Source organism: Rothia sp. ZJ1223 (genome assembly GCF_016900985.1).
Classification (GTDB): Bacteria; Actinomycetota; Actinomycetes; order Actinomycetales; family Micrococcaceae; genus Rothia.
The window spans coordinates 464,464-490,742 of record NZ_JAFEUT010000001.1 but is presented as its reverse complement, the minus strand read 5'-3'; the positions used below and the strand labels follow the sequence as shown (position 1 = coordinate 490,742).

The window sequence follows — 26,279 nt, the reverse complement described above, 5'->3', positions numbered from 1 at the left end:
ACTAGGAGCTATACCTTTTATGTCATCTACTACCACCATCGATACGTCATCACAGCGTACCCTGCAGCGCGTCATTTTGCCCGAAGCGGTACAGACCGACGTTATTCCTCTCTACGTTGATGCTGGCATGGCATCGGGTGTGCAGCTACCCACCCGCGAAGACGGGGACGCGCATAAAACTTTTGTGCAGGCAACCTCCGATCAGGAGAAAACCGCCGATAGCTCACGCGCTGATGCTAGCGATCTGCTCGGACGCCGTTCCACCCAGATTGCTAAGGGCAAGTCCCTGTCCTTTGGTACCTACTTCAATGCTTTCCCTGCCTCTTACTGGCGTCGATGGACGAGCTTGCGCTTCGTGACCCTGAGCGTCAAGACCCAAGGTGAGGGCATGATTATTGTCTACAAGTCCAATGCGCGCGGTGTTATTCAGCGTGTGGACGCTGCTGTTGTCTCCGGTGAGAACGAAGCAGTTTTTAAGCTGTCACTGAACCCCTTTAGTGACGGTGGCTGGTACTGGTTTGACCTCGATGCCCAGCAACAGGGTTTCACCCTGGTAGAAGCTAACTGGCTGGGCGATGCGACCCCTCGCACCGGTGAAAACGGCGGTAAAGCAACCGTGCAGATTACCACCATGAACAAGGTTGAATACTGCATCAACAACATCCGCTCACTGGGTGAGAACATCGATATTTTTGATTCCATCAAGGAACTGCTGATTGTTGATCAGGGCACCGATAAGGTGCAGGACCATCCTGATTTTGAAAAGGTCGTGGCGCCGTTAGCCGGTAAGTTCCGCATCATCAACCAGTCCAACCTGGGCGGCTCAGGCGGTTTTGCCCGCGGCATGTACGAATCAGTGAACAACGGTAGCGACTACGTCCTGCTGCTTGATGATGACGTGGTGGTTGAACCCGAATCGATCCTTCGATTGGTCACCTTCGCTGACTACTGCAAGAACCCCACCATCGTGGGCGGTCACATGTTCGATATGTATGACCGCACCGTTCTGCACGCTTTTGGCGAAGTCGTGAACCCCTGGCGCACCTTCTACGACCGTCCGCATAAAGACATGACCTTGGGCCATGACTTGGGCCGTCACAACCTGCGTAACACCCACTGGCTACACCGCCGCGTGGATGTTGACTACAACGGCTGGTGGATGTGCCTCATTCCTACTGAAGTCATTAAAGAAATCGGTCTTTCACTACCGCTCTTCCTTAAATGGGATGATGCTGAGTACGGTCTGCGCGCGAAAGAAGCCGGTATCGCTACCGTTTCGTTCCCCGGCGCAGGTTTGTGGCACGTTTCGTGGGTCGATAAAGACGATTCCGTGGGGTGGCAGGCTTACTTCCACGAACGTAACCGCCTCATTACCGCATTGATTCACTCACCCTTCGAAAAGGGGGGTGCAGTGATGCGCGAATCACTCTTCCTCGATGTTAAGCATGCCTTGAGCATGCAGTACTACACCGAAGAAGGACGCTTGATGGCACTTGAAGATTTGCTTTCAGGCCCCGAGCACCTGCACGACTCGCTGAGCGAACGACTGCCGGTTATTCGCGGTAAAGCTGCCAACTACATCGACGCTCAGCTTAAGAGCGACATTGATGCATACCCGCAGCCTAAGACTAAAAAGCCTCCTTTCAAAGGCCGCCGCAACTTCGCGCCGCCCACCTACAAGAATCTGCTGCCCTGGGCAGTAAAGGCTGTGGGACGTCAGGCTTTTGTTCCCGTAGACAAGATGGCTCAGGAAAACCCCCAGATTCAGCTCTCTTACCAGGAGAACCGTTGGTGGACCGTCTCTCGCTTTGATTCGCTGCTGGTCACTAACGCTGAAGGTACGGGTGTTTTCTGGTACAAGCGCGACCCCGAGCAACTACGTTCCAAGCTCGCTAAAGCAGCGTCCTTGCACGCCAAGCTCTTCAAGAACTGGGCTTCTTTGCGTCAGCAATACCGCGATGCGGCAGCTGACGTAGCCTCTTACGAGGCATGGAAGAAGACCTTCGATAAGCATACGGAGTCAGAACTTACTCGATGAGTGATCTAGCAACTCGAGAGTTTTCAGCCCCCGGCAAAGGCCGGGGGTTGAAAGACGCTCTCCACAACAAGTATCTACTGAAGCTGCTCGTTGATAAAGAGATTCAGGTACGTTACCGAGGGTCAGTTCTCGGTATCGTCTGGTCTTACATCAAGCCGGCTATTCAGTTCCTCGTGTTCTATCTGGCACTGGGTATTTTCTTGGGTCTTGAAAAAGGCTTGCAGAACTACTCGGTGTATCTGTTCTCGGGCATTATCGTTATTAACTTCTTCTCGGAATGTTTTAGCAACGGCGCCCGCGCTTTCGTGGTGAACGGTGCTTTGATTAAAAAGATTTACCTGCCTCGCCAGCTCTTTTCGCTGTCTACCATCTGGGTGGGTGTGATTCACTTCCTTCCGCAGATTTTGGTGCTTATTGTCGCCTGTTTGTTTGTGGGGTGGACGCCTGATCTTAAGCAAATTGGTGCCATTATCGTGGGTGTTCTGCTGGTGATGGTCTTTGGGCTGGCTGCCGGTATGGTCTTTGGCGTGGCAAATGTGTTCTTCAGAGACTCAGAGAACCTGGTAGATATGTTCCTGATGATGGCAACCTGGCTATCGCCGGTCATGTACTCCTGGACCATGGTGGCGCGTGAGGTACAGGTTCCTAACATCGAGTATCTTTACATGTCGAACCCGCTGACGGTGGCGGTGGAACTCTTCCACTATGCTTTCTGGCAGCCAACTCTCAGCGGTGAGCAACAGCAGTTACTGCTGGCTGCCGGTAACTGGTACATGTTCCCGAACTTGCTGACCGTATGGGTACCTATCGCTTTCGGTATTTCCCTGGTGTTGCTCTTGCTGGGTAACTGGCTGTTCCGTACCTTCGAGGGCAACTTCGCGCAGGAGCTGTAAAAGATGAAACTCGATATTTTTGATTTGCCTCCGGTGGCTCTCGATGCGCCCGATGTGATTCGTGTGGACGGACTGGTGAAACGATTCGTACTGCGCCATACCCGCTCCATGAAAGAAGCCTTTATTTGGCTGATTAAGGGTCGCAAGGGCGATTTGAGCGAACGTTTCAGCGCTCTCAACGGAGTGTCCATGAAGATCCGCGAGGGTGAGCGTGTTGCATTGCTGGGCTATAACGGCTCCGGCAAATCAACCATGCTCAAGCTCATCTCGGGCGTCATGCAACCCGACCAGGGTAGCGTCCTCACCCGCGGTCGTATCGCCGGTTTGATTGAGGTGGGCGCAGGCTTTCACCCCGATCTGACCGGACGCGACAACGTCTACCTGAATGCCGCCATTTTGGGCATGAGCAAAGAACAAACTGATGCTCTCTTCGATGAAATTGTCGCTTTTTCTGAAATCGGTGACTTTATTGATACCGAGGTCAAGTTCTATTCTTCAGGTATGTACCTGCGTCTTGCCTTTGCAGTAGCGATTCATACCGATCCCGAGATTTTCTTGGTGGACGAGATTCTGGCGGTGGGCGATGAACCCTTCCAAAAGAAGTGTCTGCAAAAGATTAAAGAGCTGTGCGCTACCGGTAAAACCTTGGTGGTTGTTAGCCACGACCTTGATCTGGTTTCGCAGATTTGCGACCGCGGCATTGTGCTTGAAAAGGGTAACGTACGTTTTGATGGGGACGCGATGGAGGCAGTGGACGTCATGCGCGACCAGCCCCTGGGCACCACCAAGAAGCACCGCTACGAGGGCGATATTCTGGTGGCGCAGCAAAAGCTGGAGACCCTGGTACACAATAAACGCGATCTTGAGCAGGCTATTGCCTCAGGCTCTCAAGAACCTGTGCTGGTAGCTCTCATCGGTATCGCCGAGGAGACCCAGGCTGAGCTCGATGCTCTGGGCAACCACCAAAAACTTGATATCGTCAATTCTGAAATCGACCGCCTGACCAAAAAGAGGGCACGGTTGCAAGGAGAACTCGCTAAGTACATGCAGTAGCCACTAGCTGCCGCACAGAGCTAGCCCTAGTAGCCCCTGAGCCGGTGGGAGCGTCCGCGCGTTACACAGCACGGACTCATCCACCGGCTTTTATGTGCCTAAAACCGCACCCTTATTCAGGCAGTTGGGGTGTTAGCCAGCTTGGTCGACTGTATAGAATGGGTCTAACTACCTAAAAATTTTTTGTGCCCTTGAACGATAGGGGCACGCCCAATAGAGGAGCTCCTTTGTCTGAATTCTCACGCCGAGACTCAAATGACCGCCGATCAGATAACCGCCGCGATGGCTTCAAGAACCGCGGCGACCGTAACTTCTCAGGCGATCGCAGCTCCTCTGATAACCGCCGTGAGGGTGGTCGCTCCTTTGGCGGCAACCGTCGCGATGATGACCGTCGCGGTGGCGAGCGTTCTTTCGGCAATGATGGTGTCAAGGGACGCCGTTTTAATAATGAACGCACTAATCACAATGAAGATAAGCGTTTTGGCGGACGCCGTCGCGGTGGCGAAGGTAATAACGCCCGCCGTAGTAATGACGAGGGCGGTTACACCCCTCCGGCGAAGGTAGCCGGACCCGAGATCGATACTGACGTTACCGGTAAAGAGCTAGATGGTAGCACCCTGCGTCAGTTGCGCGCTCTTGAAGCTCAGAATGCTGAGACTGTAGCCCAGCACTTGGTGATGGCTGGTCGTTACCTTGAGATTGACCCCGCGTTTGCTCTTGAGCATGCTAAGTACGCTACCCGCCGTGCTGGTCGTATCGCTGTGGTGCGAGAGGCAACTGGTATTGCAGCCTACGTTGCTGAGGATTTTGAACTGTCCTTGCGCGAGTTGCGTACCCACCGCCGTATTACCGGTTCTAACGAGCACGTTGCGTTGCTTGTTGATAACGAGCGTGCGTTGGGTAAGACCGAGAAAGCACTGGAGCTAGCTGCTGAGGTCATGAATGAGGACCTCGCCCCAGTAACCCGCGTTGAGGTTGCTCTGGTGGTTTCTGGTATTAAGCACGATGCAGGTGACCTGGGGGGTGCTCTCAAGGCGCTTGAGATTCCCGAGCTGAATAAGAAGCGCGGTTTTGAGTACAGCCCCCGTCTCTTTAGTGCTTACTCTGAGTTGTTGTCTGAGGCAGGTCGCACCAAAGAGGCTAAGGGATGGATGCGCCTGGCAGTAATGACTGAGGCAGCTTTGGGGCAGGGCGCATTCGTTGAACCCGAGATCTTTGATATTTTCTCAGAGCAGGATTTGCTAGAACCTGAAGAGCCTTCCGTTGATTTGACCGCTGAGGCAACAGACGATGCTGACGAAGAATCAGAGATTACCGAAGAGAACGAAGAAAACTTGACCGAGGCGTCTGCAACAGAATCATCCGAGCAGCTTGCTCCTGAAGAAGTAGCTACCGTCGAAGAAGAGCCTGCAACCTACAATGATGAAAATGCTGCCGAGGATCACCTGAGCGTGGTTGATACTGAGCAGAATGTTGAAGACTCAGAAACTTCTGACGAGAACTAAGAAAGAGAACCCGCATGCTGCTGAACGCCCACGATGCTATTTTGTCTGACCTTGACGGTGTGGTGTACGCCGGCCCTTGCGCTATTGATGGTGCCCCCGAGGCACTGAATAAGGCGCAGAAGCTGGGCGTGCCCGTAGCTTTCGTCACCAATAACGCTTCGCGCAGTGTTGAGCAGGTCGCTGAGCACTTAGTGGAGTTGGGCGTTAACACTGATGCCGAACACGTGGTTAGTTCAGCTCAGGCTGCGGCGGAGCTTCTGGCGCAGCGTTTGGAAGCGGGCTCTCGCGTCCTCATTACCGGTGCGCAGGCATTAGCTGACTGTGTGAGCGCGGCGGAGCTAACCCCCGTGCGCTCGCAGAGTGAGCACCCCGTGGCGGTAGCGCAGGGGTTCAACCCCAAGATTGTGTGGGAGGATTTAGCTGAGGCTGCCTACACTTTAGCTGACGAGTCAGTGCTGTGGGTAGCTTCAAACACTGACTTTACGATTCCCAAGGAGCGGGGCATCGCACCGGGTAATGGGACGCTGGTAAACGCGGTTGCTACCGCTACCCGACGTACCCCGTTAGTGGCTGGTAAACCCGAATCACCTATTTTTTACACGGCGGCTAAGGCTCTGAACAGTAGTGCCCCGGTAGTGGTGGGTGACCGCTTAGATACCGATATTTTGGGTGGTAACCGTGCTCAGATGGCAACAGCACTGGTATTCACCGGCGTCGAAACTTTTGAATCGGTGCTTGCTGCTGTACCCGAGGAGCGCCCCACCTACCTGATTGAAACCCTAAATGGTTTCTTTGAGGAATACCCCAGCGTTGACGTTAGCCAAACTGCTGACGGCGTGCGTGCATCTGCAGGTTCATCTTTTGCCGAAGTCGAGGGTAACACTGTGCGCATGAGCGGATGCGACATCGACGCCCAACGCGCTGCCTGCGCTGCTTGGTGGGCGGCGCATCCGGCAACTGACGCGCCCCTTGCCCCGGAGAACATTGACTATGTCTAAGCCTGCTCACCATCAGCAATCTGACACTGAACTGGCATCGTTCGAACGTCAGCTTGAGGCTGTTTTAGCTCTTGACCCTGTGGAGCGTCTTTCTCGTCTTGAGCAAACCGCCGAAGACCTGCGCGCCTCGATGAACTCCGACACTCCGGTTGCTACCGGCGCTGAAGTAACCGAAAGAGAGTAACGCGTGCGTCTTGATAAGTACTTGGCTGATACTGGTCTTGCGCGCTCACGTACCATCGCGGTTAAACTGATCGAAGAGGGCAGTGTGCTAGTGAACGGGGTTGCAGCGAACAAGTCCTACAAGATTCAGCCCCAGGATTCTGTAACGGTGCGCGAGAGCGCCCTGACCCACTATGTCTCGCGTGCCGGGCACAAACTAGCCGGTGCCCTCGATACCTTCACTGACATCTCGGTTGCGGGCAAGCGCTGTTTGGATGCTGGTGCCTCAACCGGGGGATTTACCCAGGTTCTGTTGGAGCGCGGTGCCAAGAGTGTGATGGCGGTGGACGTTGGTCATGACCAGTTGGACGAGAGTCTGCGTCACACCGCGAGCGTCTCGGTCTTCGAGGGCATGAATGCTCGCTACATGAAGCCCGATGATATCGGTGGGCAGGTGGAACTGACCGTTTCTGATCTTTCCTTTATCTCTCTCACCCTAGTCATGGAATCTTTGGCGGCAGCAACCGCCCCCGGGGGAGATTTGGTACTCATGGTCAAACCCCAGTTTGAGGTCAAACCTCACTTGATAGGACGAGGTGGGGTAGTAACTGACCCCGCTGCACGCTTAGAGGCTGTAGAGAACGTCAAACGCTGTGCTGAAGAGTGCGGGCTGACCGTGCGTGGTATCAGCGAATCTAAATTGCCAGGTCAAGACGGCAACCTCGAATACTTTCTATGGCTATCTCAACCCGCGTCATAAATGCTTGACGCCGCCCACCGGCGTACAGTGGTGTGCGAGCATCTTTGACGCTCACCCATCGACAGTTTCAAGGGGTAACAGGAGCTACCGTGACCCGAAAAATTCTTGTTTTTGCTCATACCGGCCGTGAGGACGCGCGCGATGCAGCTCGCGCTGCCTGCCGTCAGCTCTTTGAAGCCGGTCTTACCCCTGTGATGGAACGCGAGGACCTCGATATTCTGACCCACGGCTGGCAGGAATCAGTGCCGGTTGAGGTGGTGAGCGAAACTGTGGCTCTCGTTGACATTGAGCTGGGCATGGTGCTGGGCGGCGACGGGTCAATCCTTCGCGCCGCTGAACGTATTCGACACACCACCATTCCGCTAGTGGGAGTGAACCTGGGGCACGTAGGTTTCTTGGCTGAAGCTGAAGAGTACGATCTGCACGAGACCGTTGATAACATCGTGCACAACCGCTACACCGTTGAAGAACGTATGGCTATTGATGTGCATGTGTGGGAGGGTGCTCGAAAAATCCTGACCGATTGGGCGCTGAACGAAGCCAGCGTTGAAAAAGGCAACCGTGAAAAAATGTTGGAGGTTGTGATTGAGGTCGATAAGCGTCCCCTCTCAACCTTCGGCTGTGATGGGGTAGTGTTAGCGACCCCCACCGGTTCAACCGCCTACGCATTCTCTGGCGGTGGTCCCGTCGTGTGGCCCACCGTGGACGCCATGCTCCTGGTGCCGCTGAGCGCCCACGCTCTTTTCTCGCGCCCGCTGGTTACCGCCCCCAGCTCCATGATGGCGGTAGAGATTCTGCCCCAAAACCGCGGCGGAGGAGTACTCTGGTGCGACGGGCGACGAACCCGCGATCTTAACCCCGGCACCCGCATCGAGGTTGTACGCTCGCGTAAACCGGTGCGTCTAGCTCGCATGAAACCAGCACCGTTCTCCGAGCGTCTGGTTAGAAAATTTGAACTGCCCATTGCTGGCTGGCGAGGTCCCAGCACCGCCCCGGCAACCGGAATGATTGAGGTCGTCAACAAGTGATTGAAGAAATTCACCTGCGAGATTTGGGCGTTATCAATGACGCCCGTTTACCCCTAGAACCGGGGTTTTCGGTGCTCACCGGTGAAACCGGTGCGGGTAAAACCATGGTGGTGACCGCACTAGGTATGCTCCTGGGTGCTCGCTCTGATGCCTCAAGCGTGCGTAACGGTGCCAAATCTGCTCTCGCAGAAGCCGTGGTGCGGCTGCCCAAAAACCACCGTGCCGTGCAACTTGCCGAGGACGCAGGCGGATTGGTTGAGGAGTACGACGACGGGGCAGAGCTACTACTAGCTCGTACCGTAAACTCCACCGGACGTTCGCGTGCCCACGTGGGCGGCGCGTCCGCACCTATTGGTACCCTGGCTGAGATAGGGCACACCCTCGTTGCTGTTCACGGTCAGTCTGACCAATTGCGCCTGAAATCATCAGCTGAACAGCGTCACGCACTTGACTCCTACGCAGGTAGTTCTGTTGAGCGTTTGCATAAGAAATACAAAACAGCCTACGACCGCTACCGTGAAGCTGCTGCTGAGCTTAAAGAGGTGAGGGAAAATTCGCGCGCCCGTGTTCTTGAAGCGCAAACCTTGCAGGGGGCTCTGGCTGAGATTGACGGTATCAACCCGCAAGAGGGCGAAGACGAAGCGTTGCGGGCAGAAAGCCAAAAACTTGCCAACGTTGAGGCGCTGCGCATAGCTGCAACAACAGCATCGGCGGCTCTCGCCGGTAGTGATTACGGGGACGGTACTGAAGCCAACGCGCTGGGGCTGCTCGATACCGCTCGTGCGGCTGTGCTGAACGAGGCAGATGCCGATGAAGATCTGCGTGCCATCGCCCAGCGGCTTAACGAGGCACTCATCAATATCACCGATATCGTTGATGATATTTCGGGTTACAGCGCGACCCTAGATAGTGAGGGACCAGAGCGCCTTGCTGAGGTGGAAACCCGCCGCGCCCAGCTCAAAACCCTGACCCGCAAATACGGTGCTGATATCGCTGAAGTGTTGGAGTGGGCAGACCAGTCTCGTACCCGTCTATCTCAACTCAGCGACGACCCGGCACGCAACGATGAGCTGGAGAGCGAGTTGCGCGAGTTGCGCGATACCCTCAGCACTCTTGCCCAGAGCCTTTTTGAAGCACGCACTAAGGCAGCTAAGAAACTTGCCGCTGCTGTTTCAGAGGAACTGACGGCTCTTGCTATGCCCAACGCATCCTTGGTAGTCAGCGTTGAACAGACCGAGAAATTCGGTGCTCACGGCAAAGACACCGTGACTTTTATGCTGGCACCCCATAAAAATGCTGTGCCTAGACCCCTGGGTAAAGGCGCATCAGGCGGTGAGCTTTCGCGCGTGATGCTGGCACTTGAAGTGGTACTCGCTGAGGTTGACCCCGTACCCACCTTTATTTTCGATGAAGTTGATTCAGGGGTGGGCGGTAAGGCAGCTATTGAGATTGGGCGACGCCTCGCGATGCTTGCTCAACACGTGCAGGTACTGGTGGTTACCCACCTGCCCCAGGTAGCAGCCTTTGCAGATCATCACGTTTTGGTGCTCAAAAACGATGACGCCTCCCAGTCTAAGGTTGAGGTGCTTGATACCGAGCAGCGCGTGGTAGAACTTGCCCGCATGCTCTCGGGCCATGACCAATCAGCATCCGCCCAAGAACACGCGCGCGAGCTGCTTAAAGATGCCGGTCAACTCTAAAACGTAGTCAAGAAAGGACGCCTCAGTGAACGCTCATACCGATCACCCTAGCTGGTGGGGCATAAGTCTTGCCGAACTGCGGGATCAGGTAATAAGCGGTGAACGAAGTGCAGCTCAGCTGGTACGAGAATCACTGAAGCGTTTGAACACTTACAATGCCGCTCACCGTATTGTCCTTGAACTTAACCGGCAGGCTGAACACGAAGCGCAGCAGGTTGATGAGGCTATCGCTTTTTGTCACGCTGAAGGGGACATCGCTCAGCGAGCAGAGGGCGCGCTAGCGGGAATCCCCGTAGTGGTGAAAGGCAACATCGCGGTACGGGGCTTGGCACTGAGCGCCGGTAACCCTGTCTTTGGTCAGTTCGTTGTTGAGCAGGACGCTCCGGCGGTTGCCACCTTGAGGAACGCCGGTGCGATTGTGCTAGCGACGGTGAACACCTCTGAATTCGCTTGGCACGGTACCATCACCGCTTCTAGCCTAGGTGGCACTACGACTAACGCCTATGATGAGTCCTTGAGCGCATCCGGTTCTAGCGGGGCTAGCGCTGTTGCGGTAGCGCTGGGAATCACCCCGATAGCTGTGGGCACTGATACCTGCGGGTCTGTGGTGGGTCCGGCAGCTCACGCGGGTTTGGTGGGTTGGCGTCCGACCTTTGGAACGCTACCAACCGAGGGTATCGTTCCGCTGGCACCGGCACAAGATACGCCCGGCATTATTGCCCGCAGCGTTGCTGATATACAACTGGTTGCAGGGACCTTGAACCTGACCCAGGCAGAAGTTTCTTCTGGGGAAACCGCCAGGGGAGTGGCGCGTCCTCTTCGCATTAGTTACCTTGAGTGGCCGCTTCAGGCACCGGGGGCACCGAGTCTTACCGGGAGCCAGCGTCAAAAGATTCGCTCTGCAGTAGCTGAGAAGGTGCGATCGAGTGCCTCCCTCTTGATGCAACGTGAGGGAATGCAGGAAGTTGAGTGTACGCTTTCTGCCCAAGAAGCCCACCAGCTATTACCGGGTAGCCAATACACTGAGATTGCCCTTGCTCTTGAGGAGTTCGTTGCCTCAGGCGCGTGCTCAGATGATGTAGACTCTACCCACGAACTGGTAGCGCATGCGCTAAAAACTGCCCTGATCGATTCTGCAACGGTCGAACGTTGGCTAAAGTATGCTCGCACCCACCCGGAAGCCTTGGCTGAATCGCTGATGCGCGGGGCAGAGCAACGGCGAGCATGGCTGGAATATATGCGAGCCAACAGCCTTGACGCGATCATCTACGCTACCAGTCCTGAAACTGCCTCACACGATTGGGCTGGCACAGCCGCCGCCGGGTTAAGTTCCCACGGCGGCTCACCGAGTATCACCGTGCCCATCGGGAAAGTCAACGGGTTACCCGTAGGGCTCACCGTCCTCACTCAACCGGACGCGGATGCGTTAGCAATGAACATCGCCGGTCAGCTAGAGCGCCTTATCTCCACCAGCTGAGTCTTTTCCCGTAACAAGCTGCTACCTATATTTGAAATCAAATGCCCACTAAGCGGTAGGGTTAAGCTACTAATCGACTAGCTCCACACAAGGAAAATCTCCCATGCAACAAAAGCTCCACGCCGATACAGGCACCGCCCCGCGCATCGACGCCCGTGCAGAGGTGATAAACCAAACCCAGCTCGCTGATGTTGTGAACCCGCGGTTTGTGCGCTCGCACGAAACAAAGTTTGAAGGATACATCTGGGACGTGGTGCGAGAGGATTTTTCCCTCACCGAAGACGGTGAAGCACTAGGACGCGACTTCATTACTCACCCCGGTGCGGTCTGTATCTCCGTGCTCAATGATAAAAACCAGATTCTGCTCATCAACCAGTACCGTCAGCCGGTGGGCATGAACCTGTGGGAGATTCCTGCTGGAATGCTCGATGTTGAGGGCGAAGACCCTCTCACCGCAGCCAAGCGGGAGCTCGCCGAAGAAACGGATTTACAGGCTGAACAGTGGGATCTTCTCATGGAGTATCACAACAGCCCAGGTTGCTCTGCTGAAGCAAACCGAATGTACTTAGCGCGTGGAATCAGCGAAATCTCAGCTATCGAAAAAACCCAGCGTGAAGGCGAAGAAGCTGAAATCATCATGCGCTGGTTCGACCTTGAAGAAGCCGTGGGCGCTGTACTCAACGCTCGTTTGCACAGCCCCAGCGCCAACCAGGCAATCCTCGCTACCTACGCCGCCCTACAAGGCGGGATTGTTGGTGCAAAACCTGTGGACGCGCCCTGGCCCGCTCACCCCTACCTGCGAGATGGCAACTACCGCGGCTCATTGAGCTAACCCCATGAGCCGCCCCACCGCGTCCGCCCTGACCCAAGCAGAGGAAAAACCACTGACTCCACTGGGGCGAAGTGTGCAGAAGTATCTCAGCCACCTAGTGATTGAGCGGGGTCTGGCAACCAATACCGTTGATTCCTACACCCGCGATTTGAACCGTTATGAGCACTACCTGGCTGAGCAGGGTGTCATTGATGCCCACCGTATCACCACCAAACATATTCGCGATTTTGCGGTCTCCCTGGCAACCGGGAACGTTGAGGTTAAACCCCTGAGCACCCGCAGTATCGCCCGTGTTTTGGTGGCGGTTCGCGGTGCTCACAAATTTTGGTTGATCGAGGGCATAACGACAACGGACGCGGCTGCTACCGTTGCACCCCCAACCCCCGCCCAACGTCTGCCCAAAGCGATCTCTCTTGAGCGCGTCCAAAAACTTTTAGAAGCTCCTGATTCCTCGACCGCTACTGGTCTGCGTGATCGAGCGATTTTAGAGTTTCTCTATTCCACAGGCGCACGTATTAGTGAGGTCACTAACGTCGACCTTGACGACCTTTCGCGCACTCGCGCTACCGCCAATAGCTCGCAAGATGCGGAAGCCACCGAACCTCTGGCTACCCAGGTACCCGCTGTAGTTCGTTTGTTCGGTAAAGGAAATAAAGAACGCATTGTGCCTGTTGGCTCTTACGCGCTGAAAGCAATCGATGACTATCTCGTACGTGCCCGCCCAGAACTAGCAGCTAAAGGGAAGGGAACCCCCGCCCTCTTCATGAACGCTCGTGGGAGCAGGCTCACCCGCCAGGGAGCTTGGCTGATTCTCAAAAAAGCCTGCGATAGGGCACAGCTTGCCGAGGAAATATCACCTCACACCCTGCGCCATTCCTACGCCACCCACTTATTAGAGGGCGGCGCAGATATACGCGTGGTCCAAGAATTATTAGGGCATGCTTCGGTGAACACCACCCAGATTTACACCAAAGTCACCGCCCATACCCTGCGCGAGGTCTTCGCAGCAGCCCACCCTAGAGCGCGGTAGCGCACCAAACTATTAGCAGGGCTACCCGCCTAGAGCTTTTCCCATTAACAGATAGCTCTAAACACTCAGCCCCACTGCACAGTCTCATATGGGTTTTAGCTAGCTGACATGACGTTCGTTATGACCGTTATAAGCAGAGAGCGGGCGAATGAGAGAATTACTCGCGCGCTGCTCCAAAATGTGTGCGGTCCACCCAGCGATACGGGCACACACAAAAATGGGAGTGAAAGTGGGGGTGTCAAATCCCATGAGGTGATAGGTAGGACCAGCCGGATAATCCAGATTAGGCTTAATGCCCTTGGCCTCGTCCATTGACTGTGCAAGACCCTTATACAAACCAATCATGTCGTTTCGATTGTAGTGCTCAACCATGCGGAAGAACGCGTCCTGCATAGTAGGTACTCGGGAATCACCGTTCTTGTAAACGCGATGTCCAAAGCCCATTATCTTCTTCTTTTCAGCTAGGGCTTGATCCATCCACTCCTTAGCGCGAGCTTTAGCATCTTCTTCAGACTCTCCAGAACAAATGCCAATCTCATTGAAAGTGTGCATAACAGCTTCGTTCGCACCACCGTGCAATGAGCCTTTGAGAGCGCCAATAGCGCCTGCTACCGCTGAATGAAGATCAGAAAGGGTAGAAGTAATCGCCCTCGCTGTGAAAGTTGATGCGTTGAAAGAATGCTCGGCGTAGAGCACCATGGAGGTATTGAAAGCGTCTCGTACCTCGTCTGAAGGAACCTCCCCAAACGCCATCCACAGAAAATTCTGGCTATAGTCAAGGTCATCTCGTGGCTCAATGAGCTCAAGACCGTGGCGTCTACGCTGGTCGTAACACACGATAGAAGGCAGTACCGCAAAGAGCTCCCAGGCTTTCTTCAACTCTGTTTCAGCCGAAGAATCCTCGCTTTTAGGGTCGCACGCACCGAGAAAGGAAACTGCTGTACGGCAAACATCCATGGGATGGCAATCCAACGGTAAAGCATCAATGACTGCCTTCAACTCAGCACCTAGACTGCGGTGGGCACGACCGTAAGCTATATGTTCAGCTTTGCGTTCAGCAGTAGGTAGTTCACCGTCCCACAGCAACAAAGCAACTTCTTCAAACTTACAGGTTGAAGCCAATTCTTGAACGGGGTACCCGCGGTAGAGCAGTGAGTTTGTTTCTGCATTTACTTTTGAGACTGCGGTGTAATCTGCAACTACTCCCGCCAGCCCCTTTTTGATATCGGTATCAGCGACCATGATGATTCTCCTTTGAACCGGGTCTAAGAATGATAGTGGTAGCTCCTTAAGAAGAGCGTGGTGCGCTGGAATCGCTTTACAGTGTGGGCGAACCGGCAGATGAGGTGTGTCTGCGCTGCCGTGAAGCAGAAGCAGGCACACCAGATACAGGAGCTAAGCTTTAGTGAATTTACCGGGTACTTCAAAGTTGAAAATGCCGGTATCGAAGCGGTTGTAAGCTTCGTAATCCACCAGGTCGTAGAGTCTTGCCCTGGTGAACATCTCATCAACGGCTGCCTCCTGGGTGCCATCTCGTTCGATGGTTTCAAGAACGCGCTCCATAGCCCCAAAGGATGAACGCAGCAGGGTGACAGGGTAAATAACCAGGCTGACTCCTGCATTTTCGAGTTCTTTAAGGGTATACAGCTTGCTTTTACCGAATTCGGTCATGTTCGCCAAGACCGGCACATCAACGGCGGAGCATACTGTCTCAAATTCGCTGAGGTCTTTGAGAGCCTCGGGGAAAATAGCGTCTGCCCCGGCATCGACAAGCGCCTGAATACGGTCAACGGTTGCTTCTAAGGATTCAACACCGCGTAGGTCGGTACGCGCCATAATTAAGAAGTTAGGATCGCGTCTAGCTTCAGCGGCAGCTTTGATGCGTTTGGTGGCTGTTTCAAGGTCAACCATATTCTTGTTATCGAGGTGACCGCACCGTTTGGGGTTGAATTGATCCTCAATATGGCACCCTGCCAGACCGTACTCTTCGAATTCTTGAATAGTTCTGGCAACGTTCATCGGCTCGCCAAATCCGGTATCAGCATCGACGATTGCAGGAAGGTTCGTGATGCGGGAAATCTGACCTGCGCGTTGGGCTACCTCTGAGAGAGTCGTCAGCCCAACATCAGGGAACCCTAGTTCATTGGCAAGTACCGCACCCGAGATGTAAATGCCGTCAAATCCCTTTTCTTCAATCAGCCTAGACGAAAGAGGTGTGAAGGTGCCGGGGAACCTTTGAATGGTGGAGCTTGATAGCTTTTGACGTAAATCAAGTCGCTTTTCTGCCGGAGTTTTGTGAGCATACAGCATTAGAAGATACCTCCTTGACCGGTTGAAAGTGTGCGTGCTGCGGTGATGTTGAGAACATCAAGCTCGCCTGCACCAAGGGAGGAGAGGTTCTCTGCAGCATCGATAAAGCGGTTGAGTTCATCTTCTGCCACGATGTCCTCGGCAAGGGTACGGAGCTTATCGATGTATTCGGCGCGTCCGAAGGGACGCGCACCGAGCGGGTGGGCATCGGCAACAGCGATTTCCTCGCTGATAACGGTTCCGTCAGCCAAGGTAATTTCAGCCCTGCCACCGAAAGCTTTTTCGCTGATGTCAGTGGAGTGGTAACGGCGGGTCCACTCGGGATCTTCAGCCGTTGTGACCTTGTTCCACAAAGCTACGGTGTCGGGGCGCTGGGCACGTTCGGGCGCGTAGGGTCCAACGTGATCCCATACACCGTCTTGCAGCATGACGGTGAAGATATAGGGAATGGAATGATCCAGCGTCTCGCGTGTTGCGGTGGGATCGTATTTCTGGGGGTCGTTGGCGCCTGACCCAATAACGTAGTGGGTGTGGTGGGAGGTGTGTAGAACAATCGACTGGATGTTTTCGGGGTTCGCAAGTTCAGGACGTTCGTGGTTGAGCTTGCGCGCTAGATCGATCCATGCCTGTGCCTGGTACTCCGCGGAATGTTCCTTGGTGTATGTATCAAGGATGCCCCGTTTTGCTTCACCTGCTGCGGGCAAGGGCACTTCGTAGCGGGCGCCGGGACCATCAAGGAGCCAAGCGATAACACCGTCTTCGCCTTCGTAAATGGGAACAGGTGATGTCTGACCGCGCATTGCCCTATCGACAGCTTCGACAGCCATTTTGCCGGCAAAAGCGGGTGCGTGTGCCTTCCAAGTAGAGATTTCTCCCTTACGTGATTGGCGGGTAGCGGTGGTGGTGTGCAAGGCCTGACCGACAGCTTGGAAGATGGTTTCTGTCTCTAGATTCAAAAGCGTACCGATGCCGGCAGCGGCTGAGGGACCGAGGTGAGCAACGTGGTCAATCTTGTGTTTGTGCAGGCAGATCGCTTTGACCAAATCAACCTGAATCTCGTAGCCGGTTGCTAGACCTCGAATGAGGTCGAGTCCGCTTCTGCCGGTGTGCTGAGCTACCGCGAGAATGGGTGGAATGTTGTCGCCGGGGTGCGAGTATTCAGCGGCGAGGAAAGTGTCGTGATAGTCGAGTTCTCGGACAGCTACTCCGTTTGCCCAAGCTGCCCATTCGGGGGAAACCTTGGTTGCCGCGTCCACACCAAAGAGGGTGGCACCGCGTCCGTTTGAGCTGGGGGAGTGAGTGAGTGCCTGGTCGCGAGCTGAGATGATGGGGTCGCGGTTCAAAGATGCAAGGGCAACCGATGCGTTATCGATAATACGGTTAATCACCATCTCTTCAACCTCGGGCAGAACCTCTACGGGGTCTGTTGCCACCGTGGCAATTTTGTGGGCGAGCTGTTCTTCACGGGGCAGGTTCTCTTCACTGCGGTAAACCCGTACTGAGTGGTTAACTGTCATGGGCGTGCCTCTTTCTTAGTATTTGATTGCTCTGACTCAACGGTGAGGTGCAATCGTTTGTTTAATGTTTTCGAGTGAATTTTTGAGGTGAACTGTTGTGATTGCTTGGGCAAGCTGTGAATCTTTATGGGCAATGCTTCTGGCAATCAAAGCGTGTTCGTGGGCTGCTTGTTCGAGTCTTTCTCTATTTGTTTTGGAAAGTTTGCGGACTCTGATGAGCTGAACCCGTAAGGACGCTTGTGCTTGGGTGAGATAGTCGTTGTTGGCTGCTTCGTCGATGGAGCGATCTAACTCTTCGACAAGTGTGTAGTAGGAGGTGAGGTCTGTTGAATCTGAACCCACTGTCTGCGCGGCCAGCAGGAACCTCTCGTGAAGATCCATGAAGTGGGATGAATCGCCTCGTAGGGCAGCCAGTGATGCCGCTAAGGGGTCTAAAGCTGACCGTAACTCGTAGAGCTGGTCGACTTTTTCCCAAGAGACGGGGGCAACTACGTTTCCTCTGGTTTCACCAGAAACAACGAGTCCCTCTGCTTTGAGACGTTCTAGTGCTGCGCGGAGGGGAGTGCGTGAGACGCCAAGGCGCTCGGATTGTTCAACCTCTCCAATCACAGTGCCTGGTTCGAGAGCTGTGCTGAGTATGTCTTCTTTGAGGGTTGTATACGCTTTTTCGCTGGCGTTCATAGCACCTCCTTGCCAAAACTATAGATGTGAGACTAACTGTGACTACTGTAACCACATCTATCGCTTTTGTATACAAAAAATTGAAAAATTGGTGCGGTTAGGCACTTCTAACTGTAATTTTCGGTATTTTTAGAAAAATTGTATACAAAACTCTTGCACATGGTGACCTGTAGCACTACTTTTGGTTTCACCCCCTACCTTCGTTCAAAGGAGATTGAAGATGGTCGCTACACGGTACGCTCAGGAGCATGAGCGTAGCATTGCACAACCCGAGGAATTTTGGTTGGAAGCTGCCCAGGGAATTAGCTGGGTGAAAGAACCCAAGCAGGCTCTGGATGAGAGTACTGCACCGCTGTACCGTTGGTTCCCCGACGGAGAACTCAACACGTGTTTCAATGCGGTCGATAGGCACGTGCTGAATGGTCGTGGTGAGCAGACCGCAATTATTTATGACTCCGCAATGCAGAAGCTGCGCCAGGAAATTACCTACGCAGAACTTCTGGATCAGGTTTCACGTTTTGCAGGTGTACTGCGTGCCCAAGGGGTTGAAAAAGGTGATCGGGTACTGATTTACATGCCCATGATTCCTCAGGCGTACACCGCCATGCTGGCAGTGGCGCGATTGGGCGCGGTACATTCTGTTGTTTTTGGTGGCTTTGCCCCTAATGAGCTGGCGGTGCGCATTGACGACTGCCAACCGAAGGTAGTGGTAACCACATCGGGTGGTCTTGAGCCCAAGCGCTCAATCGAGTATATTCCCGCAGTGCAAAGCGCGATTGAAAGTAGCAGCGTAAAACCCTCTACCGTGGTGGTTTACGAGCGCGCAGGTTTTGAACATACGATTGAGAACGCCCGCGCTCAAACAAACGGAACCGCGTGGCTTTCATGGGAACAGGAAATACAGAACGCATCTGCGGTAGAGCCTGTCACTGTTAAGGCCACCGATCCGCTTTACATTCTGTACACCTCAGGTACTACAGGGACACCCAAAGGCGTTGTTCGTGATAACGGTGGCCACGCCGTTGCCCTGCACTGGTCGATGAAGAACATTTACAACCTCGATGCCGGGGACGTGATGTGGACAGCCTCTGACATTGGCTGGGTAGTGGGTCACTCCTATATTGTGTACGGGCCTCTGTTAGCGGGGGTTACCTCTGTGATGTATGAAGGTAAACCCGTGGGTACTCCGGACGCAGGTGCTTTTTGGAGGGTTGCTCAGGAAGCCGGGGTCAAGGCTCTCTTCACCGCTCCCACCGCTTTGCGCGCTATTCGTAAGGCTGATCCTGAGGCTGAGCTACTTAAGAAGTACGACCTTGATACTTTAGAAACACTCTTTGTTGCAGGCGAACGTCTGGATCCCGAAACCTATCATTGGGCTCACGAAAAGCTCAACAAGCCCGTGATTGATCACTGGTGGCAGACCGAGACTGGTTGGGCAATTTGCGCTAATCTTCGCGGTCTTGAACCCATGGACGTCAAAGCGGGATCTCCCTCTGTTGCGGTGCCCGGCTATAACCTGCAGGTACTTGATCCTTTGGGTGAACCAGTGGGAAGCAATGAAGAAGGCAATCTCGCCCTGAAGCTACCTCTGCCGCCGGGTACCCTGCCCACTTTATGGAGAAACGATGAACGCTACCGTTCTTCTTACTTGGAGACATTCGACGGTTACTACGCAACGGGAGACTCAGGCTATATTGACGATGACGGTTACGTTTACGTGATGGGTAGAACCGACGACGTAATCAATGTTTCGGGGCACCGTTTATCAACCGGTCAGATGGAGCAAATCCTCGCGTCGCATCCTGCTATCGCTGAATGCGCTGTGATTGGTGTTGCCGATTCCCTCAAGGGGCAACGTCCTAGCGGGTACGTGGTACTGAAAACAGGGGCGAGCATTGATGCAGAGACCCTCACCCAGGAGCTCATTGCCAAGGTGCGCCACGAACTGGGCGCCGTCGCAGATTTCAAGGAAGTCTGCATCGTTGAGGCTCTACCCAAAACACGTTCGGGGAAGATTCTACGCAAAACCATGCGCGAAATGGCAGACGGACTCGATTACAAGATACCCTCGACCATCGAAGATTCTTCTGTACTAGAGGGACTGCTTGCGACCATGCGCTCGCGATAAGCCTTTTTGGCGCAGTGGTTGTGAGGGCTCTCAACGCAAAACGTTCTGGCGCTTTTTGTGCTGGGAGCCTTCACGTTCTCACTATTAGTCTTTGTGCATATAAACTGGTATTCAGTGATTACTGCCCGATCTGAAAATGAAGGTGAAAATTGTGACTGATAGTGTGAGCGCTGAAGAGCTAGGTCCCACCGGTCGCCCTGTGCGTGTTTACCCTGATCCCGCTCCGTTGCAGTCGCACGGTCCTGCGCGCATCATCTCTATGGTGAACCAAAAAGGTGGCGTCGGTAAGACGACCTCCACCATTAACTTGGGTGCGGCACTGGCAGAGGCAGGACGAAAGGTGCTGCTGGTAGATTTTGACCCGCAGGGCGCTCTTTCAGCTGGTTTTGGTGCCAACCCTCATGAACTTGATTTGACGGTCTACAACGTGATGATGGACCGCAAAGTTGATATTCACGAGGTCATTCAGCCTACTGAAACCCCGAATATTGACCTGTTACCTGCCAATATTGACCTCTCAGCTGCTGAAGTTCAGCTCGTGAATGAAGTGGCTCGCGAGCAGGTACTGGCATCGGCTCTACGCAAGGTAGAGAGCGAATACGATGTTATTCTCATTGACTGCCAGCCTTCTTTGGGTCTGCTGACCGTCAACGCGCTCACCGCTAGCCACGGCGTTATTATCCCCTTGATTTGTGAGTTCTTTGCTCTGCGCGCAGTGGCTCTGTTGGTTGACTCCATTGAAAAGGTACAAGACCGCCTCAACCCCAAGCTGCAGATTGATGGTGTTCTGGCGACGATGTTTGATTCACGCACCCTGCACTCTAAAGAGGTGCTGGCGCGCATTATCGATGCTTTCGGCGATAAGGTGTTTGACACAGTTATCAAGCGAACCGTGAAGTTCCCCGATGCCTCTGTTTCTGCTGAGCCTATTCTTTCTTACGCTTCAAACCATCCCGGCGCTGAGGCTTACCGCCAGTTGGCGCGTGAGCTGATTTCTCGTGGTGGAGCGCCCTAACTTCTAGGTATCAAGCAGTCCACTAAAACCAGCGGGGCAATCTTCTGTGTGAAGATTGCCCCGCTGGTTTTTGCTCTTTGAGAGCCGAAAAGTGCTTGTTTTAGATGGCGCTACGTGCCGAGAGTGAGTTCTCGAAGCTGAGAGTAAATTCAGCGGGTGAGAACTGCGAGATAGCAGGACGCACGTAGATGTTCTGACGTAACTGAGCGCGTTCGTTTTCGATCAGGGTGATCTTGCCGGTTTCAAGGGCACGCAACACCATGGACGTTTCAACATCGAGCACACGCTGAGCGAAATCGGCATCAGCATCGCATACGTTATCGAGCATGGGCACAGCGGTGCGAATCATGTTTTCAGCGTGGTTAACCAGTTGCCGCAGGTTAGCGGTGTTCGCCTGAACGCTGTGTTCTAAAGTTTCAAAAGTGGTAGTAGTCAAAATAAGTCTCCTCAAATATTTTCCCGAGGCACGCTTCGTCGATGAGGTTCTCGGGGGTATGTATAGATACGCACTACGCAGTGCGTGTATCAAGTGAAGCTCGTACTGTTCACAGTAGCGAGCGCATATGAGCACCAATGAAAACCGCGGTTAATACGAAAGGAATGTTTGGATACTCGGTTGCCAGAAAAACACGAACTTTTATCGTGTTTTGCAAGAGGCTGGTGACCTGCTGATAAACCGTGCAGGTAGCGGTAGATACAAAGTGGTAAGTGTTTACGGTTCGAATCATGGCGCCGTGCTAAGTGCATGCCTTGAACGAAGTCTCAACTGTACACGTTTGTGTAGAATATAGCAAGGCTTATTTTTTGACGCTGGCATGTGCAAGTGGTGCTGGGAATCGAAACTGCTGGGCTAGGATGCCGTGAAAACGTTCTTTTTCCACGCTGTGTGAGAGCGTACGCGGGGTACGTGGCGCAGCTAATGAACCCCATGCCTTGAAAAAGAAAACTTTGCAGGGCACAATCATATACAGCAAGTCGTGAGATTTTGAAGATAGAAGGACGCGCGTACTACGCATGAGCGCACATTTAGACGCTGCCGTGATGGCACCGCAGGCAACCGGTGAATCGGGTGTGGAATTCACCTTACACTTGGGCAATTTTGAGGGTCCTTTTGATCTTTTGTTGCACCTTATCTCACGTCGTAAACTTGATGTTACTGATGTTGCTCTATCGCAGGTGACTGATGAATTTCTGACTTTTATTCAGCCTCTCTACACCACCGTTAGTACTCAAGCTCTTGATATAGCTAGCCAGTTTACTGTTACTGCTGCTACCTTGCTTGATATCAAGGTAGCGCGTTTGTTGCCTTCTAAAGAACCTGAAACTGCCAGCGAATTTGCTGCTTTAGAAGCTCGAGATTTGCTGTTTGCTCGTCTGCTTCAGTATCGCGCGTATAAAGAAGTTGCCGATATTTTGGATCAGCGTATGGGTGCTGAAGCTGAGCGTTTTGCTCGTGATGTGGTGTTAGAAGAACGTTTTGCTCGCGCTTTGCCTGAGCTTGTTTTCGATATAACACCCCAGGAGTTTGCGTCCGTTGCCCATCGAGCGCTAGCCTCGCATGATCCTTTAGCGGAACTTGCTGAATCTCAGCCCGTAGTTGACACTGAGCATCTGCGGGAGCCTCTGACCACTATTGCTCGTGAAGAAGAAAATATCGTGCGAGCTTTAGAAAACCAACAGAGTCTGCCGTTTGAAGAACTCGCGAAAGAGTCCTCAGAATTAGAGATCGCAGTGGTGCGTTTTCTTGCTCTGCTTGAGCTCTACCGCAATCGTGTGGTTGAGCTGGATCAAGATAAACCGCTGGGTGAGATTCTGGTACGCAGGGCGCCGATGCCCCAAGACGCTGTAGAGGAGGTTCGAGGATGAGTATTTATCCCGGTCAAGAATTTAACCGTGATGATGAGTCTTTGGTGAATCTCGGGTACTGGGCACCTGATGGCGATGATGCTACGGCAGAGGTTGCCTCTCAGCAAGAGGCAGAAGCTGATGAGCATTCGCGGGTTTCAGAGACACCTGATGAACCGGTGGTAGATGAAGCCCCCGAGAATCCTTGGGCAGCTCCTGACCAGGCTGATGCTTACGCATCCGCCCGTCATCAAGAAAGCGTACATGCTGCCTCAGCAGATATGACTGCGAAGGTTGAGATGGTGCCCGGCGGTGTGAAAAGTGCAGTTGAAGCGATTTTGGCGGTTGCATCCACTCCGGTGAGCACGCGGGAATTCGCTGCGGCGCTCTTGGTTAGCGAACGAGCTGTAGAGACAGCCCTCGATGAGCTTTACATCGATTACAACGGGGGAACAGATGTCCGCGGCATCGCCTGTGAACCTCGTGGGTTTGAGCTGCGACGCATCAATGGCGGCTGGCGTTTGTTCGCTCGCGCTGACTTTTCACCCTGGGTTGCCCGGTTTGTGACCGGTTCCCAAGCGAAAAAACTTACCCGCGCCCAGCTTGAAACGTTGGCAGTGATTGCCTATCAGCAGCCGGTAACGCGCGCCTATGTGGCGCAGGTGCGAGGAACCAGCGTCGATGCTGCTTTTCGGGTTCTCAAACAGCGCGGCTTCATCGAAGAAACAGTACCCGAAGAGGGTAGCGGTGCAAGCCAGTACATCACCACTGGTGCGTTGCTTGAACGGCTAGGGTTCGAGAGCCTTGAGCAGCTGCCCCCGTTAGCTCCGCTACTGCCAGATTTGACCGATCTTGAAGTGGCAAGCTCCTAAATAATTTTTTATTCACTCTCAATTTTGAAAAATTACTGCGCTGATAATGACAGCACATTCTAGAAGATAAAGGACATTATTTCTCATGGCACAAGGACGTTCAGGTAGCGGTTCAGGTAATCACGGACGCGGTGGCGCTGGTCGTGGTTTTGGCAAGAATAACGAGTTCCGCGGCGGTAAGCCCGGTGCGGGCGGACGCGGTAAAGGCGGCGCGCGCGGTGGCGCTGGCTTCGGCTCAAGCGGCACCGGTTTCGGTGGCGGTGGCGGTAAGCCTGGCAAGCCTGGCAAACCCGGTAAATCCGGTAAGCCCGGTGCGGGCAAAGCTTTTAGCTCTAAGGGGGGTAAGCCCGGTGCTAAGGGTGGCGCCGGTAAGAGCGGGGCTTCACGCGGTTTCCGCTCGGGCCCGGCGTTCGCTTCAGAGCGCGGCGAGTACCGCCCCAATTACAATCACCAGCGCAACGATAACTACGCAGGTCCCCATCGCCCGCGTCGTCCGAAGAATGCGCCGGTTGACCACTACGAGTTTTACGATCACGATGGTGTGCGCTTGCAGAAGCTGATGGCGCAGGCAGGTGTTGCTTCACGCCGCGTGTGTGAGCAGATGATTGAAGAAGGTCGCGTCACCGTCAACGGTGAAACTGTGACTGAGCTGGGCGTCCGCGTCGATGCCGATAAGGTAGAGGTTCACGTTGATGGCATGCGTATTCAGACTAACGACAAACTGATCTACATGGTTCTGAACAAGCCCACCGGCGTTGTCTCTTCCATGGGAGATCCCGATGGCCGCCCCGATATTTCGAATTTCTTGCGCAAATCAATGTCACAGCGCGTCTTCCACGTGGGCCGTCTCGACGTTGAAACCGAAGGTCTGCTGTTGCTAACCAACGACGGCGAACTGGCTAACCGCCTCACTCACCCTTCTTATGAAGTGCCCAAGACCTATCTGGTGCAGGTTCCCGGGCCCATGGAACAGGGCATCGGCGCGGCGATGAAGAAGGGCATCCGCCTTGAGGACGGCGTTTCACGAGTAGACTCCTTCAAGCTTATTGACTCAACCCCCGGTCATATTCTTATTGAGGTGACTATTCACTCGGGCAAAAACCGCATTGTTCGCCGCCTGTTTGAAGCTGTGGGTCACCCCGTCGAGAAGCTCGTCCGTGTGCAGATGGGCCCGGTACGTTTGGGCTCACAGAAGCAGGGCACTATTCGCAACCTTTCCAAGGTTGAAATTGGTGAGCTACTCGCCTCTGTAGGAATGTAATGAACGAAGGCTTTTCAACCGTTGAAGGTCCCGTACGCATTATTGGTGCGGGGTTGCTGGGAAGCTCCATTGGCATTGCCCTGCGTGCCCTTGGGGTGGAGGTTTATGTTCAAGATACTTCGCCCACCACTGAAGCGGTTGCCCAAGATATTGGTGCAGGCACTTCAGTACGTGATGCATCCTTGAACAACCTGCCGGTGTCAGAGCCTGCTCTGGTGGTCGTGGCAACTCCGCCTGATATCACCGCTGAAATCGTCATTGACGCGCTCAATGTTTACCCCGGTGCTTTGGTGGTTGATATTGCTTCGGTGAAGGCTCCCATCTTAGAGGCTGTGCTGGCTTCCTCTGCTGATGCCAGCCGCTACGTGGGTACTCACCCGATGGCAGGACGCGAAAAGTCAGGGCCCGTTGCCGCCCGCGGTGAGCTGTTTACCTCGATGCCGTGGGTTATTTGCTCGCATGAGCAGGTGCGTCCTGACGCGGTGAAAAAAGCTGTCAATCTCGCCGTTGAGTTGGGTGCGACGGTCACCCACCTTGATGTCTACGAACACGATCAAACGGTGGCATTGATTAGTCACGTGCCGCAGGTGATGAGCTCTTTACTCGCATCGCGTTTGCAAGATACCCCCCTGTACGCCCTCGGATTGGCAGGGCAGGGGCTGCGCGATACGGTGCGTATTGCCGGCAGCGACCCGGGTTTGTGGGTACAAATTCTTGCAGCTAACGCCCAGCCAATCGTTGAGACCCTTTACGGGGTACGCAAAGATCTTGAACGTCTCATCAGCACCCTTGAAGCACCAACGGCAGTGGGCGCTCGTTTGAATCTTGCACAGCTGATGAGCGAGGGTAATAACGGTGTCAAACGCATTCCCGGTAAACATGGCGGTGCTCCAGCGGCTTTTGCTCAGATGACGGTGCTGGTGGATGATACCCCCGGTCAGATCGCTCGCCTACTTGCTGAAATCGGCGAACTTGGTGTGAACCTTGAAGATCTCAGGCTCGAACACTCACCCGGTCAGCCGGTGGGTCTAGCGGAGCTTTCGGTCAACCCTAACGAACACGAAAAGCTCGTTGAGGATCTCATCGAGCGCGGCTGGAAAGTTGTGCGCTAATAGGTAACGCGCACCGAGGGTTCGCTTGAATCTACGGCTGATAGCTTGCCTACCGCCGACAC

22 protein-coding genes and 1 pseudogene are annotated in these 26,279 nt (G+C 54.1%); 18 read left to right on the top strand and 5 right to left on the bottom strand.

Annotated features, from left to right (window positions below; genetic code table 11):
- The first annotated feature begins 19 nt into the window (after window positions 1-19).
- The 12 genes and pseudogenes from JTP09_RS02210 to xerD all read left to right on the top strand — a co-directional run bounded on the left by JTP09_RS02210 (window position 20) and on the right by xerD (window position 13,476).
- Window positions 20-2,038, top strand: coding sequence for a glycosyltransferase (locus tag JTP09_RS02210; protein WP_204876515.1), 2,019 nt, complete (start codon window positions 20-22; stop codon window positions 2,036-2,038).
- On the top strand, window positions 2,035-2,931 hold the full coding sequence (locus JTP09_RS02205; RefSeq protein ID WP_204876506.1) for an ABC transporter permease: 897 nt from the start codon (window positions 2,035-2,037) through the stop codon (window positions 2,929-2,931). The genes JTP09_RS02210 and JTP09_RS02205 overlap by 4 nt, the downstream gene beginning before the upstream one ends.
- 3 nt (window positions 2,932-2,934) lie before the next feature.
- Window positions 2,935-3,696: pseudogene (locus tag JTP09_RS02200) on the top strand (ABC transporter ATP-binding protein); the annotation flags it as partial.
- A gap of 515 nt (window positions 3,697-4,211) precedes the next feature.
- On the top strand, window positions 4,212-5,489 hold the full coding sequence (locus JTP09_RS02195; protein WP_239478551.1) for a hypothetical protein: 1,278 nt from the start codon (window positions 4,212-4,214) through the stop codon (window positions 5,487-5,489).
- Between the two features lie 14 nt (window positions 5,490-5,503).
- On the top strand, window positions 5,504-6,487 hold the full coding sequence (locus JTP09_RS02190; RefSeq protein ID WP_204876502.1) for an HAD-IIA family hydrolase: 984 nt from the start codon (window positions 5,504-5,506) through the stop codon (window positions 6,485-6,487).
- A complete protein-coding gene (locus tag JTP09_RS02185) occupies window positions 6,480-6,671 on the top strand; it encodes a hypothetical protein (protein WP_204876495.1) in 192 nt (63 codons plus the stop codon). The genes JTP09_RS02190 and JTP09_RS02185 overlap by 8 nt, the downstream gene beginning before the upstream one ends.
- A 3-nt stretch (window positions 6,672-6,674) precedes the next feature.
- Complete coding sequence (locus tag JTP09_RS02180; RefSeq protein ID WP_204876491.1) at window positions 6,675-7,409, top strand: TlyA family RNA methyltransferase; 735 nt, start codon at window positions 6,675-6,677, stop codon at window positions 7,407-7,409.
- An 89-nt stretch (window positions 7,410-7,498) separates the two neighbouring features.
- A complete protein-coding gene (locus tag JTP09_RS02175) occupies window positions 7,499-8,437 on the top strand; it encodes an NAD kinase (protein ID WP_204876490.1) in 939 nt (312 codons plus the stop codon).
- A complete protein-coding gene (recN, locus tag JTP09_RS02170; RefSeq protein WP_204876484.1) occupies window positions 8,434-10,137 on the top strand; it encodes a DNA repair protein RecN in 1,704 nt (567 codons plus the stop codon). The genes JTP09_RS02175 and recN overlap by 4 nt, the downstream gene beginning before the upstream one ends.
- A gap of 25 nt (window positions 10,138-10,162) precedes the next feature.
- Window positions 10,163-11,614, top strand: a complete 1,452-nt coding sequence (locus JTP09_RS02165) for an amidase (protein ID WP_204876483.1) — start codon at window positions 10,163-10,165, stop codon at window positions 11,612-11,614.
- Between the two features lie 103 nt (window positions 11,615-11,717).
- On the top strand, window positions 11,718-12,446 hold the full coding sequence (locus JTP09_RS02160; protein WP_204876482.1) for an NUDIX hydrolase: 729 nt from the start codon (window positions 11,718-11,720) through the stop codon (window positions 12,444-12,446).
- Window positions 12,447-12,450: 4 nt separating this feature from the next.
- Complete coding sequence (gene xerD / locus JTP09_RS02155) at window positions 12,451-13,476, top strand: site-specific tyrosine recombinase XerD (RefSeq protein ID WP_204876481.1); 1,026 nt, start codon at window positions 12,451-12,453, stop codon at window positions 13,474-13,476.
- Between the two features lie 99 nt (window positions 13,477-13,575).
- On the opposite strand, the gene JTP09_RS02150 is transcribed toward xerD, so the two are convergent.
- The 4 genes from JTP09_RS02150 to JTP09_RS02135 all read right to left on the bottom strand — a co-directional run bounded on the left by JTP09_RS02150 (window position 13,576) and on the right by JTP09_RS02135 (window position 17,984).
- Complete coding sequence (locus JTP09_RS02150) at window positions 13,576-14,718, bottom strand: bifunctional 2-methylcitrate synthase/citrate synthase (RefSeq protein ID WP_204876480.1); 1,143 nt, start codon at window positions 14,716-14,718, stop codon at window positions 13,576-13,578.
- Between the two features lie 153 nt (window positions 14,719-14,871).
- A complete protein-coding gene (gene prpB, locus JTP09_RS02145) occupies window positions 14,872-15,786 on the bottom strand; it encodes a methylisocitrate lyase (RefSeq protein WP_204876478.1) in 915 nt (304 codons plus the stop codon).
- On the bottom strand, window positions 15,786-17,303 hold the full coding sequence (locus JTP09_RS02140; protein WP_204876477.1) for an MmgE/PrpD family protein: 1,518 nt from the start codon (window positions 17,301-17,303) through the stop codon (window positions 15,786-15,788). Before JTP09_RS02140 ends, prpB begins: the two co-directional genes overlap by 1 nt.
- Before the next feature lie 36 nt (window positions 17,304-17,339).
- Window positions 17,340-17,984 carry a GntR family transcriptional regulator gene (locus JTP09_RS02135; RefSeq protein WP_204876475.1) on the bottom strand — a complete coding sequence of 215 codons (645 nt, stop codon included), beginning with the start codon at window positions 17,982-17,984 and terminating at the stop codon, window positions 17,340-17,342.
- A 181-nt stretch (window positions 17,985-18,165) separates the two neighbouring features.
- Here JTP09_RS02135 and JTP09_RS02130 point away from each other — a divergent pair, with 181 nt between their 5' ends.
- On the top strand, window positions 18,166-20,112 hold the full coding sequence (locus tag JTP09_RS02130; protein WP_255521007.1) for a propionyl-CoA synthetase: 1,947 nt from the start codon (window positions 18,166-18,168) through the stop codon (window positions 20,110-20,112).
- Window positions 20,113-20,248: 136 nt separating this feature from the next.
- Window positions 20,249-21,127 carry a ParA family protein gene (locus JTP09_RS02125; RefSeq protein WP_204876471.1) on the top strand — a complete coding sequence of 293 codons (879 nt, stop codon included), beginning with the start codon at window positions 20,249-20,251 and terminating at the stop codon, window positions 21,125-21,127.
- Between the two features lie 100 nt (window positions 21,128-21,227).
- Here JTP09_RS02125 and JTP09_RS02120 read toward each other — a convergent pair whose 3' ends face one another.
- Window positions 21,228-21,563 (bottom strand): Gp19/Gp15/Gp42 family protein, encoded by a 336-nt coding sequence (locus tag JTP09_RS02120; RefSeq protein ID WP_204876470.1) that lies wholly within the window; start codon window positions 21,561-21,563, stop codon window positions 21,228-21,230.
- Between the two features lie 578 nt (window positions 21,564-22,141).
- Between JTP09_RS02120 and JTP09_RS02115 the strand changes: the two genes are divergently transcribed.
- The 4 genes from JTP09_RS02115 (at window position 22,142) to JTP09_RS02100 (ending at window position 26,217) form a co-directional block, all read left to right on the top strand.
- The gene (locus JTP09_RS02115) at window positions 22,142-22,993 is read left to right on the top strand and encodes a ScpA family protein (protein WP_204876469.1); all 852 of its coding nucleotides are present in this window, start codon (window positions 22,142-22,144) and stop codon (window positions 22,991-22,993) included.
- Entirely contained in the window at window positions 22,990-23,844 is an 855-nt protein-coding gene (locus JTP09_RS02110) for an SMC-Scp complex subunit ScpB (protein WP_204876468.1), read from the top strand. Before JTP09_RS02115 ends, JTP09_RS02110 begins: the two co-directional genes overlap by 4 nt.
- Window positions 23,845-23,929: 85 nt before the next feature.
- Window positions 23,930-25,105 (top strand): pseudouridine synthase, encoded by a 1,176-nt coding sequence (locus JTP09_RS02105; protein WP_204876467.1) that lies wholly within the window; start codon window positions 23,930-23,932, stop codon window positions 25,103-25,105.
- A complete protein-coding gene (locus JTP09_RS02100) occupies window positions 25,105-26,217 on the top strand; it encodes a prephenate dehydrogenase (RefSeq protein ID WP_204876466.1) in 1,113 nt (370 codons plus the stop codon). Before JTP09_RS02105 ends, JTP09_RS02100 begins: the two co-directional genes overlap by 1 nt.
- Window positions 26,218-26,279: the final 62 nt, after the last annotated feature.

Excerpts from the sequence above, each read along its gene's own strand:
- JTP09_RS02210 (WP_204876515.1), top strand. The coding sequence starts at position 20 with ATGTCATCTACTACCACCATCGATACGTCATCACAGCGTACCCTGCAG.
- JTP09_RS02205 (WP_204876506.1), top strand. The coding sequence starts at position 2,035 with ATGAGTGATCTAGCAACTCGAGAGTTTTCAGCCCCCGGCAAAGGCCGG.
- JTP09_RS02190 (WP_204876502.1), top strand. The coding sequence starts at position 5,504 with ATGCTGCTGAACGCCCACGATGCTATTTTGTCTGACCTTGACGGTGTG.
- JTP09_RS02185 (WP_204876495.1), top strand. The coding sequence starts at position 6,480 with ATGTCTAAGCCTGCTCACCATCAGCAATCTGACACTGAACTGGCATCG.
- JTP09_RS02160 (WP_204876482.1), top strand. The coding sequence starts at position 11,718 with ATGCAACAAAAGCTCCACGCCGATACAGGCACCGCCCCGCGCATCGAC.
- xerD (WP_204876481.1), top strand. The coding sequence starts at position 12,451 with ATGAGCCGCCCCACCGCGTCCGCCCTGACCCAAGCAGAGGAAAAACCA.
- JTP09_RS02150 (WP_204876480.1), bottom strand. The coding sequence starts at position 14,718 with ATGGTCGCTGATACCGATATCAAAAAGGGGCTGGCGGGAGTAGTTGCA.
- prpB (WP_204876478.1), bottom strand. The coding sequence starts at position 15,786 with ATGCTGTATGCTCACAAAACTCCGGCAGAAAAGCGACTTGATTTACGT.
- JTP09_RS02140 (WP_204876477.1), bottom strand. The coding sequence starts at position 17,303 with ATGACAGTTAACCACTCAGTACGGGTTTACCGCAGTGAAGAGAACCTG.
- JTP09_RS02135 (WP_204876475.1), bottom strand. The coding sequence starts at position 17,984 with ATGAACGCCAGCGAAAAAGCGTATACAACCCTCAAAGAAGACATACTC.
- JTP09_RS02125 (WP_204876471.1), top strand. The coding sequence starts at position 20,249 with ATGAAGGTGAAAATTGTGACTGATAGTGTGAGCGCTGAAGAGCTAGGT.
- JTP09_RS02115 (WP_204876469.1), top strand. The coding sequence starts at position 22,142 with ATGAGCGCACATTTAGACGCTGCCGTGATGGCACCGCAGGCAACCGGT.
- JTP09_RS02110 (WP_204876468.1), top strand. The coding sequence starts at position 22,990 with ATGAGTATTTATCCCGGTCAAGAATTTAACCGTGATGATGAGTCTTTG.
- JTP09_RS02105 (WP_204876467.1), top strand. The coding sequence starts at position 23,930 with ATGGCACAAGGACGTTCAGGTAGCGGTTCAGGTAATCACGGACGCGGT.
- JTP09_RS02100 (WP_204876466.1), top strand. The coding sequence starts at position 25,105 with ATGAACGAAGGCTTTTCAACCGTTGAAGGTCCCGTACGCATTATTGGT.